We start from the raw sequence: 13,092 nt of genomic DNA on the forward strand, positions 1-13,092 counted from the left end.
TTCTATCTAGGTGCGGTCGGGGGGATCGAAGTGAATCTAAACAACAGCAAGGGTAAGTCCATCAGAGAGCAATTTTGCCAGTTGGAAGATGAACAAGTCATTGAAAGGGTTCATGTCGGAGATAGTGATGCGCTAGATTATTTAATAACGAAATACCGCAATTTTGTACGTGCGAAAGCAAGATCTTATTTCTTGATAGGAGCGGATCGAGAGGACATTGTCCAAGAGGGAATGATCGGACTTTATAAGTCTATCCGCGATTTCAGAGAGGACAAGCTTACTTCATTTAAGGCTTTTGCAGAATTATGTATTACCCGCCAAATTATCACCGCAATTAAAACAGCTACTCGCCAAAAACATATCCCGTTAAATTCCTATGTATCATTAGACAAGCCGATCTACGATGAAGAATCGGACAGAACATTATTAGATGTCATTTCCGGTGCTAAAGCGCTTAACCCAGAAGACTTAATTATTAGCAAAGAAGAATTTGATGATATCGAAATGAAGATGGGTGAACTGCTAAGCGAGCTGGAAAGAAAGGTACTTGTGCTGTATCTTGATGGCAGATCCTATCAGGAGATTTCGGAAGATTTAAACCGTCATGTGAAATCAATTGATAACGCACTCCAAAGAGTAAAGAGAAAATTAGAGAAATATTTAGAGCTTCGCGAGATTAGTCTCTAATCAAACCTATATTGACAGCTTTTTCGACACTGTGATAAGGTACTAATGAAATGATGTCGAGAAAATAGGTGTAAATATGAGGAAAAAGATTACTCTAGCCTGTAAAGACTGCGGAAGCCGCAATTATACGACAATGAAAAGTGTTGCTTCAGCAGCTGAAAGATTAGAAGTTAAGAAATATTGCAAGACTTGTAATTCACATAAAACACATTTAGAAACGAAGTAAGATTTGCGTTCTTTAATCTGTGGAGGTCTTTTACATGCGTATTATCAGTTTCTTAAAAAGTGTCGGAAAAGAAATGAAAAAGGTCAGCTGGCCAAAGAAGAACGAAATGGTCCGCTACACAATCACTGTTATTTTAACAGTCGTATTCTTTGCCATCTTTTTCTCTTTTCTTGATATAGGAATCTCACAATTAATCGAATTAATTCATTAATACTTGAATAATGGTCTGCTGAACGTGCTATAATAGATCATAATATGACTTGCCAAAAAACCCGTTTTACGGGTTTTTTCAATTGCTTGAAAATATTTACCGTTACTCGAGATTCGTCAAATAGACATTATGAAATGTGGGGAGGGAAGGACTAAATAGTCCTGAACGAAAATGGAAAAGAATTGGTATGTTGTGCATACGTACTCTGGCTATGAAAACAAAGTAAAAGCGAATTTGGAAAAGCGTGTTGAATCAATGGGCATGCAGGATAAAATCTTCCGCGTCGTCGTACCAGAAGAAGAAGAAACGGATATTAAAAATGGTAAGAAAAAAGTCGTCAAAAAGAAAGTATTCCCTGGCTATGTCCTAGTGGAAATCGTGATGACTGACGACTCTTGGTATGTTGTTCGTAATACACCAGGTGTCACTGGATTCGTTGGATCAGCTGGATCAGGCTCAAAGCCGACTGCACTGCTGCCAGGCGAAGCCGAAACCATTCTGAAGAGAATGGGTCTTGAAGAACGCAAAACAGAAATCGACTTTGAACTGAAAGAAACAGTTAAGGTCATCGATGGACCATTTGCTAACTTCACTGGATCGATTGAAGAAATTGATTACGATAAAAGCAAAGTCAAAGTATTCGTTAATATGTTTGGTAGAGAAACACCTGTTGAACTTGAGTTCACACAGATCGATAAATTGTAATTTAAAAGAGCTTGAAATGAGTGTATAGAAGTGGTAATATAGCAAAGGTACGTCTTGAGTTCACTCAAGATCGCTAGCTAGTTATTTCGTCATTCATATAAAGAATGAAGTTGTTGAGTGGGAGGGGGATTCCCCTATTACCACATCACGGACTTTAAGGAGGTGTGTCTCGTGGCTAAAAAAGTAGTTAAAGTTGTTAAATTGCAAATTCCTGCTGGAAAAGCTAACCCAGCTCCACCAGTTGGACCTGCACTAGGTCAAGCCGGTGTTAATATCATGGGATTCTGTAAGGAGTTTAACGCTCGTACAGCTGACCAAGCTGGTCTTATCATTCCTGTTGAAATTTCGGTTTTTGAAGACCGTTCATTTACATTTATTACTAAAACTCCACCTGCTGCAGTTTTACTTAAAAAAGCAGCTGGTATTGAGTCTGGTTCTGGTGAACCTAACCGTAATAAAGTGGCAACTGTTAAGCGTGATAAAGTACGCGAAATCGCGGAAACAAAAATGCCTGACTTAAACGCTGCTAGCGTTGAATCAGCTATGCGCATGGTTGAAGGTACTGCACGCAGTATGGGTATTGTCATCGAAGATTAATTTTTTGTCTTGTTGGGTTGCGAGTTTGGTTTTGACAAGTTCGCAACCCTTATTCGTGGGAGGTTATTCCGCTAAAACCACATAAGGAGGATTTTTATAATGGCTAAAAAAGGTAAAAAGTATGTAGAAGCTGCTAAGCTGATCGATCGTACTAAAGCGTATGATGTAGCTGAAGCTGTTTCTCTTACAAAAAAAGCAAATACAGCTAAATTTGATGCGACTGTAGAAGTTGCTTTTCGTTTGGGCGTAGACCCTCGTAAAAACGATCAACAAATCCGCGGTGCAGTTGTACTTCCTAACGGAACTGGTAAAACTCAACGCGTTCTTGTGTTCGCTAAAGGCGAAAAAGCAAAAGAAGCAGAAGCTGCTGGAGCAGACTACGTTGGAGATTCTGATTACATCACTAAAATCCAACAAGGCTGGTTCGAATTCGATGTAATCGTTGCGACACCTGACATGATGGGTGAAGTTGGTAAGATCGGTCGTGTACTTGGACCAAAAGGTCTTATGCCAAACCCTAAAACAGGAACTGTAACGTTCGAAGTTGAAAAAGCAATCAATGAAATCAAAGCTGGTAAAGTAGAATACCGCGTTGATAAAGCTGGTAACATCCACGCGCCAATCGGAAAGGTTTCTTTCGAGGACGAAAAGCTTGTTGAGAACTTTGCAACAATCTATGACACAATCCTTAAAGCAAAACCTGCAGCGGCTAAAGGTGTATACGTGAAAAACGTTTCTGTTACATCTACTATGGGCCCTGGCGTGAAAGTGGATCCATCTTCTTTCTCTGCAAAATAATTCTTGACTTATGACAACCATTTTGATAATATCAAAATGTTGTAAAATAGAATAATGTCCATTTATACCGTAGACAGCAGGGGCCTTATGGCTTAATTAACCCGCCGAGGTGTATATGTCACAGTCTTACGTTAACGTATGCTTGTATATACAGCCTCCATGTCTTAGTGGAGGCTTTTTATATGGAGAACCGTTCGTTAGGAACGTGATGGCCTGATCGGTATAAGTGTTACACAAAGAATGTACAGGAGGTGTAACCATGAGCAATGCAATCGATACTAAAAAAGTTGTCGTTGATGAAATTACTTCTAAATTTAAAGATAGTATGTCTACTGTCATTGTAGATTACCGCGGTCTTTCAGTTTCTGAAGTGACTGAACTTCGTAAACAGCTTCGTGAAGCTGGCGTAGAATTCAAAGTTTACAAAAACACTTTGACTCGCCGTGCAGTTGAACAAGTTGAACTAACGGGTTTAAACGATTTCTTAACAGGTCCAAACGCTATCGCATTCAGTAACGAAGATGTTATCGCACCTGCGAAAATCATCAACGAATTTGCGAAAAGCCACGAAGCTTTAGAAATCAAAGCTGGTGTCATCGAAGGAAACGTAGCGACTGTAGAAGAAGTGAAGGCTCTTGCGGAACTTCCGTCTCGCGAAGGCTTACTTTCTATGTTGCTTAGCGTTCTTCAAGCTCCAGTTCGTAATCTTGCTCTTGCTACTAAAGCAGTTGCAGATCAAAAAGAAGAACAAGGCGCTTAATGCGTACTTTACGTTTACGTAAAAAAACTTAAAATGGAGGAATTACAAATGGCTTTAAATATCGAAGAAATCATTGCTTCAGTTAAAGAAGCAACTGTACTTGAGTTAAACGACTTAGTAAAAGCAATCGAAGAAGAATTTGGCGTAACTGCTGCTGCTCCTGTAGCTGTAGCTGCTGGTGGCGGTGCTGCTGCTGAAGAAAAAACTGATTTTGATCTAGTACTTGCTGGTGCTGGAGACCAAAAAATCAAAGTTATCAAAGTGGTTCGTGAAATCACTGGTCTTGGCTTGAAAGAAGCTAAAGAACTTGTTGACAACACTCCAAAACCACTTAAAGAAGGTATTGCTAAAGAAGAAGCTGAAGAACTTAAAGCTAAGCTTGAAGAAGTTGGCGCTTCTGTAGAAGTTAAGTAATCTTCGCCTAATCTTTTGGGAAAGCTCGCTTTTACTGGCGGGCTTTTTCTTTTCTAATCTCCTGAAACGATTGAATCCAGAGGAGGTCCATTCACCATGAGTGACCACTATTATACGGAAAAGCCATCAGTGAAAAGCAATAAACAGACATGGGACTTCACCTTGAGAAACCGTACCTTTACTTTTACAAGTGACAGTGGAGTGTTTTCTAAGAAAGAAGTCGACTTTGGTTCAAGGCTTTTAATTGAAGCTTTCGAAGAACCTGACTTGGATGGCGATGTCTTAGATGTCGGTTGCGGTTATGGACCGATCGGCTTATCGTTAGCAAACGAAATGACTAGCCGTACCATTCATATGATTGATGTGAACGAAAGAGCAGTCGAACTTTCAAAGGAAAACGCTAAACATAATCGCATTGATAATGTTCGCATCTATCAAAGTGATTTGTTCTCGAATGTTCATTCCTCAGCTGCTTTTGCCTCTATACTGACCAATCCCCCAATACGGGCAGGGAAGAAAGTTGTACATGCGATCTTTGAAAAAAGTGCTGATCATTTATTGCCGGAAGGTGAGTTGTGGGTGGTTATTCAGAAAAAGCAAGGTGGACCATCTGCGATTGAAAAATTAGAGCAGCTCTTTGGAGAAGTCGAGGTTGTGCTGAAAAAAAAGGGCTACTATATCATCAAAGCTAAAAAAGTTTGACGCAGTTTCCTAGCTGTGTTAACATTATAAAATGCCAATGTGTATATTTTGCTTGATAGGCTTAAAAAACAACTATTTTGTATAAATTATGCATACTTGGGAAAACTAATAAAATCGGTATTTGTTTTTGGATGTGGTTTTCTTATTTTAGAAACCCTTTTTTCTTTTGTCTTGTAAAAGTATTTCTTTACTGACATTTGAAAGACAGAAATACTTTTTACACATATAATACGCATGATTTGAGGGGTGAATCAGTTGACAGGTCAACTAGTTCAGTATGGACGACACCGCCAGCGCAGAAGCTACGCACGCATAAGCGAAGTGTTAGAATTACCAAATCTCATTGAAATTCAAACCTCTTCTTATCAGTGGTTTCTTGATGAGGGTCTTAGAGAGATGTTTCAAGATATATCCCCAATTGAGGATTTTACTGGTAACCTTTCTCTTGAATTCATTGATTACAGCCTAGGGGATCCTAAGTATCCTGTAGCAGAATCAAAAGAACGTGATGTAACTTACTCTGCTCCACTAAGAGTAAAAGTTCGTTTAATTAACAAAGAAACTGGAGAAGTAAAAGACCAAGATGTGTTCATGGGTGATTTCCCAATCATGACAGACACAGGTACTTTTATCATTAATGGTGCGGAACGTGTAATCGTTTCTCAGTTAGTGCGTTCTCCAAGTGTATATTTCAGTGGTAAAGTAGACAAAAACGGTAAAAAAGGTTTTACTGCGACTGTCATTCCAAACCGTGGCGCATGGTTAGAATACGAAACTGATGCGAAGGATGTAGTCTATGTACGCATCGATCGCACACGTAAGTTGCCGGTTACGGTTCTTTTGCGTGCTCTCGGCTTCAGCTCTGATCAAGAGATTCTTGACCTCATTGGCGAGAATGAATACTTACGCAACACACTGGAAAAAGACAATACAGAGAATGCGGATAAAGCACTTCTCGAAATCTACGAGCGCCTCCGTCCTGGAGAACCGCCAACTGTTGAAAATGCGAAAAGCTTGCTAGACTCTCGCTTCTTCGATCCGAAGAGATATGACCTAGCAAATGTTGGACGCTACAAGATTAATAAGAAGCTTCATATTAAAAATAGACTGTTCAATCAAAAATTGGCTGAAACGCTAGTTGATCCTGAAACAGGTGAAATTCTAGCAGAAAAAGGTCAAATTTTAGACAGAAGAGTTCTTGATAAAGTTCTTCCATACTTAGAAAACGGCATCGGATTTAGAAAGCTTTATCCTAATGGTGGCGTAGTAGAAGATGAAGTAGAACTTCAATCTATTAAGATTTATGCACCGACTGATCAAGAAGGCGAGCAAGTGATCAACGTGATTGGAAATGCATATGTAGAGGAAGCTGTGAAAAACATCACGCCTTCTGACATCATTGCGTCAATCAGTTACTTCTTCAACCTTCTTCATGGTGTAGGTGACACAGATGATATCGACCACCTTGGTAACCGTCGTCTGCGTTCTGTAGGTGAACTTCTGCAAAACCAATTCCGTATTGGTTTAAGCAGAATGGAGCGTGTTGTCCGTGAAAGAATGTCAATTCAAGACACAAACACGATCACACCTCAGCAGCTGATCAACATTCGTCCTGTGATCGCTTCTATCAAAGAGTTCTTTGGTAGTTCTCAGCTTTCTCAGTTCATGGATCAAACAAACCCGCTTGCTGAATTGACGCACAAACGTCGTCTGTCAGCGCTTGGACCGGGTGGTTTGACACGTGAGCGTGCAGGAATGGAAGTTCGTGACGTTCACTACTCTCACTATGGACGTATGTGTCCGATTGAAACACCAGAGGGTCCAAACATTGGTTTGATCAACTCTCTATCTTCATTTGCAAAAGTGAATCGCTTCGGATTTATCGAAACACCTTACCGCCGGGTTGATCCTGAAACTGGTAAAGTGACACCGAGAATCGATTACTTAACTGCTGATGAAGAGGATAACTACGTAGTAGCACAAGCGAACGCTCAGTTAGCTGATGATGGTTCGTTTATCGATGATAATATCATTGCTCGTTTCAGAGGGGAAAACACCGTTGTTCCTCGAAACCGCGTTGACTACATGGACGTTTCGCCAAAGCAGGTTGTTTCTGCAGCGACAGCATGTATCCCATTCTTAGAAAACGATGACTCTAACCGTGCTCTAATGGGAGCGAACATGCAGCGTCAGGCTGTGCCTTTGATGCAGCCAGAATCACCGATTGTTGGTACAGGTATGGAGTACGTATCAGGTAAAGACTCTGGTGCTGCTGTCATCTGCCGCTACCCAGGTGTTGTAGAACGTGTAGAAGCAAAAAATATTTGGGTTCGCCGTTATGAAGACGTTGACGGACAACAAGTCAAAGGAAACCTAGACAAATACAGCTTGCTGAAATTTGTCCGCTCTAACCAAGGGACTTGCTACAACCAGCGTCCTATCGTAAGTGTTGGAGATGAAGTCGTTAAAGGGGAAATCCTTGCAGACGGTCCTTCTATGGAAAAAGGTGAATTGGCTCTAGGACGTAACGTCATGGTCGGCTTCATGACTTGGGACGGTTACAACTACGAGGATGCGATCATCATGAGTGAGCGCCTTGTAAAAGATGACGTCTACACGTCTATTCATATTGAAGAATATGAATCAGAAGCTCGTGATACAAAGCTTGGACCAGAAGAAATCACTCGTGATATTCCAAACGTTGGGGAAGATGCTTTACGCAACCTTGACGAGCGCGGAATCATCCGTATCGGTGCAGAAGTAAAAGACGGAGACCTTCTTGTAGGTAAAGTAACGCCTAAAGGTGTAACTGAACTAACAGCTGAAGAACGTCTATTACATGCAATCTTCGGTGAAAAGGCTCGTGAAGTTCGTGATACGTCACTACGTGTTCCACACGGCGGCGGCGGAATTATCCACGATGTAAAAGTCTTCAACCGTGAAGATGGAGATGAATTACCTCCAGGTGTAAACCAATTAGTCCGCGTATACATCGTTCAGAAGCGTAAGATTTCTGAAGGTGACAAAATGGCCGGACGACATGGTAACAAAGGGGTTATCTCTAAAATCCTTCCAGAAGAAGATATGCCTTATCTTCCAGACGGAACACCGATCGATATCATGTTGAACCCTCTAGGGGTACCATCTCGTATGAACATCGGTCAGGTACTTGAGCTTCATATGGGTATGGCTGCACGTTACCTCGGCATCCACATTGCGTCACCAGTATTTGATGGTGCGCGCGAGGAAGATGTTTGGGAAACGCTTGAAGAAGCAGGTATGTCCCGTGATGCGAAAACAGTCCTTTATGACGGTCGAACTGGTGAACCATTCGACAACCGTGTATCTGTCGGAATCATGTACATGATCAAACTGGCTCACATGGTTGACGATAAACTTCACGCTCGTTCAACTGGACCATACTCACTTGTTACGCAGCAGCCACTTGGCGGTAAAGCACAGTTTGGTGGTCAGCGTTTCGGAGAGATGGAAGTATGGGCACTTGAAGCTTACGGTGCAGCATATACACTTCAAGAGATCTTAACAGTTAAATCGGATGACGTTGTGGGTCGTGTGAAAACATACGAAGCCATCGTCAAAGGGGATAACGTACCTGAACCAGGTGTCCCTGAATCATTCAAAGTGTTAATCAAAGAACTTCAAAGTTTAGGTATGGATGTGAAAATCCTATCTGGCGATGAAGAAGAGATAGAAATGAGAGATTTAGAAGACGATGAGGAAACGAAGAAAGCAGACGGATTAGCGTTATCTAATGACGAAGATGCTGCAGACCTCGCACCTGTCGATCTTGAACGTGACGCAGTCACAAAAGAATAGCAGAAACGATTAGAGCAAGTGACTAGGGTATAACCCGAAGATTAAAAGGGAGGTAGGCCCCTTGCTAGATGTGAACAATTTTGAGTATATGAACATCGGTCTCGCATCACCTGATAAAATCCGTTCTTGGTCTTTTGGTGAAGTGAAAAAGCCTGAAACGATTAACTATCGTACACTGAAACCTGAAAAAGATGGTCTCTTTTGTGAACGTATCTTCGGACCGCAAAAAGACTGGGAATGTCATTGTGGGAAGTATAAACGCGTTCGGTATAAGGGTGTTGTATGTGACCGTTGTGGTGTAGAAGTAACACGGGCAAAAGTCCGTCGTGAGAGAATGGGGCATATCGAACTGGCTGCCCCAGTTTCCCACATTTGGTATTTCAAAGGTATCCCAAGCCGTATGGGTCTTGTTCTTGATATGTCACCACGTGCGTTAGAAGAAGTGATCTACTTCGCTTCTTACGTCGTGACAGATCCGGGCAATACACCGCTTGAGAAGAAACAACTTCTTTCTGAGAAAGAATTCCGTGCTTATTTAGATAAATACGGTAATACATTCCAAGCAGCTATGGGTGCAGAAGCAATCAACAAACTTCTTCAAGATATCGATCTTGTAAAAGAAGTAGATACACTGAAAGAAGAGCTGAAAACTGCTCAAGGACAGCGCCGTACACGTGCGATCAAACGCCTTGAAGTGTTAGAAGCCTTCCGCAACTCAGGAAACAAACCATCTTGGATGATTCTTGATGTACTTCCGGTTATTCCACCAGAATTACGTCCAATGGTTCAGCTTGATGGTGGACGTTTTGCTACTTCTGACTTGAACGACCTTTATCGTCGTGTCATCAACCGTAACAATCGTCTGAAGCGTTTATTAGATCTTGGCGCGCCAAGCATCATCGTTCAGAACGAGAAGCGTATGCTTCAAGAAGCTGTCGATGCCTTGATTGATAATGGACGTAGAGGCCGACCAGTAACAGGACCAGGAAATCGACCATTGAAATCTCTTTCTCACATGCTGAAAGGGAAACAAGGACGTTTCCGTCAAAACTTGCTTGGTAAACGTGTTGACTATTCTGGACGTTCCGTTATCGTCGTAGGACCACATTTGAAAATGTATCAGTGTGGACTTCCGAAAGAAATGGCTCTTGAATTATTCAAACCATTCGTGATGAAGGAGCTTGTTGAAAAAGGATTAGCTCACAACATCAAGAGTGCGAAGCGTAAAATTGAGCGTGTGCAGCCGGAAGTATGGGATGTTTTAGAATCAGTTATTCGTGAGCATCCAGTCTTACTAAACCGTGCACCGACTCTTCATAGACTTGGTATTCAAGCGTTTGAACCTACACTTGTGGAAGGACGCGCAATTCGTCTGCATCCACTTGTATGTACAGCCTACAACGCTGACTTTGACGGTGACCAAATGGCGGTTCACGTACCATTGTCTGCTGAAGCTCAAGCTGAAGCTCGTATCTTAATGCTTGCGGCTCAAAACATTTTGAACCCGAAAGATGGAAAACCAGTTGTTACGCCATCTCAGGATATGGTGCTTGGTAACTACTACCTTACACTTGAGCGCAAAGGTGCTATCGGAGAAGGTATGGTCTTCAAAGATACTGACGAAGCCCTTCTAGCTTATCAAAATGGTTATGTGCATCTTCATACACGTGTAGCTGTTGCAGCTAGCTCGTTGAAGAATGTGACATTCACTGATGAACAGCGTTCTAAATTGTTGATTACAACAGTTGGAAAACTGATCTTTAACGAAATCTTACCGGAATCATTCCCATACATGAATGAGCCGACAAAGAGCAATATTGAAGAAAAAACGCCTGATCGTTTCTTCCTTGAAAAAGGTGAGGATGTAAAAGCTGCGATCGAGAAACAAGAAATCAATGCGCCGTTCAAAAAAGGTATTTTAGGTAAAATCATTGCAGAAATCTTTAAGAGATTCCATATCACTGAGACATCTAAAATGCTTGACCGCATGAAAAATCTTGGTTTCAGATACTCTACTAAAGCCGGTATTACGGTTGGTGTGTCTGATATCGTCGTATTAGATGATAAGCAGCAAATTCTTGAAGAAGCACAAGCAAAAGTAGATAACGTCATGAAGCAATTCAGACGTGGTTTGATTACTGAAGAAGAGCGTTATGAGAGAGTTATTTCAATCTGGAGTTCTTCTAAAGATGTGATCCAAGGTAAACTGATGAAGTCCCTTGATGAAGTCAACCCAATCTACATGATGAGTGACTCTGGAGCGCGTGGTAACGCATCTAACTTTACTCAGCTGGCTGGTATGCGTGGTCTGATGGCCAACCCGGCTGGACGTATCATCGAACTTCCGATTAAATCTAGTTTCCGTGAAGGTTTAACCGTATTGGAATACTTTATTTCCACTCACGGTGCGCGTAAAGGTCTTGCCGATACAGCCCTTAAAACAGCTGACTCAGGTTACCTCACGCGTCGTCTCGTTGACGTTGCACAGGATGTCATCATCCGTGAAACAGATTGCGGTACAGACCGTGGAATCTTGGCGAAGTCTATTAAAGAAGGAAATGAAATTATTGAGAAACTTGAAGAGCGTCTGATCGGACGTTTTGCAAGAAAACCAATTGTTCATCCTGAAACAGGCGAAGTCATTGTAGCCGAAAACGAACTAATTGATGAAGATAAAGCACTTGAAGTAGTTGAAGCAGGAATTGAGGAAGTATGGATCCGTTCTGCATTTACATGTAACACGCCTCATGGTGTATGTAAACGATGCTACGGCCGTAACCTTGCAACTGGTACTGACGTTGAAGTCGGTGAAGCAGTTGGAATCATCGCTGCACAATCAATCGGTGAGCCAGGAACACAGCTTACAATGCGTACGTTCCACACCGGTGGGGTAGCAGGAGACGATATCACTCAAGGTCTACCTCGTATCCAAGAGCTATTTGAAGCGCGTAATCCGAAAGGGCAAGCGACAATTTCTGAAATTGATGGTGTCGTTGCTGAAATTAACGATGTTCGTGACAAGCAGCAGGAAATTGTGGTTCAAGGCGAAGTTGAAACTCGCTCATACACAGCTCCTTACAATGCGCGTCTAAAAGTTGTTGAAGGTGACACAGTTACTCGTGGTCAAGTACTTACAGAAGGTTCGATCGATCCGAAAGAACTTCTTAAAGTGACTGACATGACAGCTGTTCAAGAATATCTGCTTCATGAAGTACAAAAAGTATACCGTATGCAAGGGGTAGAAATCGGAGATAAGCACGTAGAGGTAATGGTTCGCCAAATGCTTCGTAAAGTGCGTGTCGCTGATGCAGGGGATACAGACGTATTACCAGGCACACTTCTTGATGTACATCAATTCACTGAAGCGAACAAAAAAGTACTATTCGAAGGCAAACGTCCTGCAACAGGCCGTCCAGTTCTTCTTGGTATTACAAAAGCTTCGCTTGAAACAGACTCATTCTTGTCTGCGGCATCCTTCCAAGAAACGACTCGTGTCCTAACAGATGCGGCGATCAAAGGAAAACGTGATGAACTGCTTGGCTTGAAAGAGAATGTGATCATTGGTAAACTTGTTCCTGCTGGAACGGGAATGCCAAACTACCGTAAAGTTAAGCCGGTTTCGCAAGTGCAGCCGTCTGACGATATGGTTCCTGTAGAGTAATCTTTCTCGTGAGATTCCTATAAAATCATCAAAAATGGTGAAGGATGTCAAGATAATCTGTCATACGATATTGACATCCTTCTGCCATGATGATAATATAACCAAGGTGCTCAAAATAAAACCTGTTACTTTGGAGGATATTCGATGTCTTATGATAAAGTATCACAGGCTCAATCCATTATTATCGGTACGAAGCAAACAGTAAAAGCTCTGAAACGAGATTCAGTAAAGGAAGTCGTCGTAGCGAAAGATGCTGATCCTGCTTTAACTGCTAGTGTATTGAAACTAGCACAAGAGAAGGGTGTAGACATTTTAGTGGTAGATTCCATGAAAAAGCTCGGCAAGGCCTGCGGAATTGAAGTTGGGGCAGCAGCTGTTGCCATTATGTTATAACGTACTTGTTTTGTTTTTGCATGCTTAAAATGCAAAAGCATTGTTTTTTGCCTTTTGATGAACCACCTGGGTATGTGGGTTATAAAAAAAGTAATGAAGGG

At 41.8% G+C, this 13,092-nt stretch carries 12 protein-coding genes and 1 other annotated feature; all 12 genes read left to right on the forward strand.

Features of this window, described 5'->3' with window-relative positions; translation table 11 throughout:
- The first annotated feature begins 30 nt into the window (after positions 1 to 30).
- A complete protein-coding gene (sigH, locus tag ASE42_RS18155; protein ID WP_008345424.1) occupies positions 31 to 687 on the forward strand; it encodes an RNA polymerase sporulation sigma factor SigH in 657 nt (218 codons plus the stop codon).
- A gap of 76 nt (positions 688 to 763) precedes the next feature.
- Positions 764 to 913: a 50S ribosomal protein L33 gene (gene rpmG / locus ASE42_RS18885; protein WP_008356502.1), complete on the forward strand. Its 150-nt coding sequence runs from the start codon at positions 764 to 766 to the stop codon at positions 911 to 913.
- Between the two features lie 34 nt (positions 914 to 947).
- Positions 948 to 1,124, forward strand: coding sequence for a preprotein translocase subunit SecE (secE, locus tag ASE42_RS18160; protein WP_008345422.1), 177 nt, complete (start codon positions 948 to 950; stop codon positions 1,122 to 1,124).
- 171 nt (positions 1,125 to 1,295) lie between these two features.
- Positions 1,296 to 1,829, forward strand: a complete 534-nt coding sequence (gene nusG, locus ASE42_RS18165; protein WP_003217197.1) for a transcription termination/antitermination protein NusG — start codon at positions 1,296 to 1,298, stop codon at positions 1,827 to 1,829.
- A 171-nt stretch (positions 1,830 to 2,000) separates the two neighbouring features.
- Positions 2,001 to 2,426 (forward strand): 50S ribosomal protein L11, encoded by a 426-nt coding sequence (rplK, locus tag ASE42_RS18170; protein WP_003216956.1) that lies wholly within the window; start codon positions 2,001 to 2,003, stop codon positions 2,424 to 2,426.
- Between the two features lie 99 nt (positions 2,427 to 2,525).
- Positions 2,526 to 3,224 carry a 50S ribosomal protein L1 gene (gene rplA, locus ASE42_RS18175; protein ID WP_017359164.1) on the forward strand — a complete coding sequence of 233 codons (699 nt, stop codon included), beginning with the start codon at positions 2,526 to 2,528 and terminating at the stop codon, positions 3,222 to 3,224.
- A 49-nt stretch (positions 3,225 to 3,273) separates the two neighbouring features.
- Positions 3,274 to 3,414: a sequence feature (ribosomal protein L10 leader region), on the forward strand.
- 69 nt (positions 3,415 to 3,483) lie between these two features.
- A complete protein-coding gene (gene rplJ / locus ASE42_RS18180) occupies positions 3,484 to 3,984 on the forward strand; it encodes a 50S ribosomal protein L10 (protein ID WP_024425590.1) in 501 nt (166 codons plus the stop codon).
- 48 nt (positions 3,985 to 4,032) lie between these two features.
- Positions 4,033 to 4,398 (forward strand): 50S ribosomal protein L7/L12, encoded by a 366-nt coding sequence (gene rplL / locus ASE42_RS18185; protein ID WP_008345418.1) that lies wholly within the window; start codon positions 4,033 to 4,035, stop codon positions 4,396 to 4,398.
- A gap of 96 nt (positions 4,399 to 4,494) precedes the next feature.
- Positions 4,495 to 5,100 carry a class I SAM-dependent methyltransferase gene (locus ASE42_RS18190; RefSeq protein WP_024425591.1) on the forward strand — a complete coding sequence of 202 codons (606 nt, stop codon included), beginning with the start codon at positions 4,495 to 4,497 and terminating at the stop codon, positions 5,098 to 5,100.
- 255 nt (positions 5,101 to 5,355) lie between these two features.
- Positions 5,356 to 8,937, forward strand: a complete 3,582-nt coding sequence (gene rpoB, locus ASE42_RS18195) for a DNA-directed RNA polymerase subunit beta (RefSeq protein WP_024425866.1) — start codon at positions 5,356 to 5,358, stop codon at positions 8,935 to 8,937.
- Positions 8,938 to 8,998: 61 nt separating this feature from the next.
- Entirely contained in the window at positions 8,999 to 12,598 is a 3,600-nt protein-coding gene (gene rpoC / locus ASE42_RS18200) for a DNA-directed RNA polymerase subunit beta' (protein ID WP_024425592.1), read from the forward strand.
- Between the two features lie 144 nt (positions 12,599 to 12,742).
- Positions 12,743 to 12,991, forward strand: coding sequence for a 50S ribosomal protein L7ae-like protein (locus ASE42_RS18205; protein WP_024425593.1), 249 nt, complete (start codon positions 12,743 to 12,745; stop codon positions 12,989 to 12,991).
- The last annotated feature ends 101 nt before the right edge of the window (positions 12,992 to 13,092 follow it).

The sequence above is a fragment of the Bacillus sp. Root920 genome, assembly GCF_001429445.1.
GTDB lineage: Bacteria > Bacillota > Bacilli > Bacillales > Bacillaceae > Bacillus > Bacillus safensis.

Coding starts and splice junctions, on each gene's coding strand:
- rpmG (WP_008356502.1), top strand. CDS start 764: ATGAGGAAAAAGATTACTCTAGCCTGTAAAGACTGCGGAAGCCGCAAT.
- secE (WP_008345422.1), top strand. CDS start 948: ATGCGTATTATCAGTTTCTTAAAAAGTGTCGGAAAAGAAATGAAAAAG.
- nusG (WP_003217197.1), top strand. CDS start 1,296: ATGGAAAAGAATTGGTATGTTGTGCATACGTACTCTGGCTATGAAAAC.
- rplA (WP_017359164.1), top strand. CDS start 2,526: ATGGCTAAAAAAGGTAAAAAGTATGTAGAAGCTGCTAAGCTGATCGAT.
- rplJ (WP_024425590.1), top strand. CDS start 3,484: ATGAGCAATGCAATCGATACTAAAAAAGTTGTCGTTGATGAAATTACT.
- rplL (WP_008345418.1), top strand. CDS start 4,033: ATGGCTTTAAATATCGAAGAAATCATTGCTTCAGTTAAAGAAGCAACT.
- ASE42_RS18190 (WP_024425591.1), top strand. CDS start 4,495: ATGAGTGACCACTATTATACGGAAAAGCCATCAGTGAAAAGCAATAAA.
- ASE42_RS18205 (WP_024425593.1), top strand. CDS start 12,743: ATGTCTTATGATAAAGTATCACAGGCTCAATCCATTATTATCGGTACG.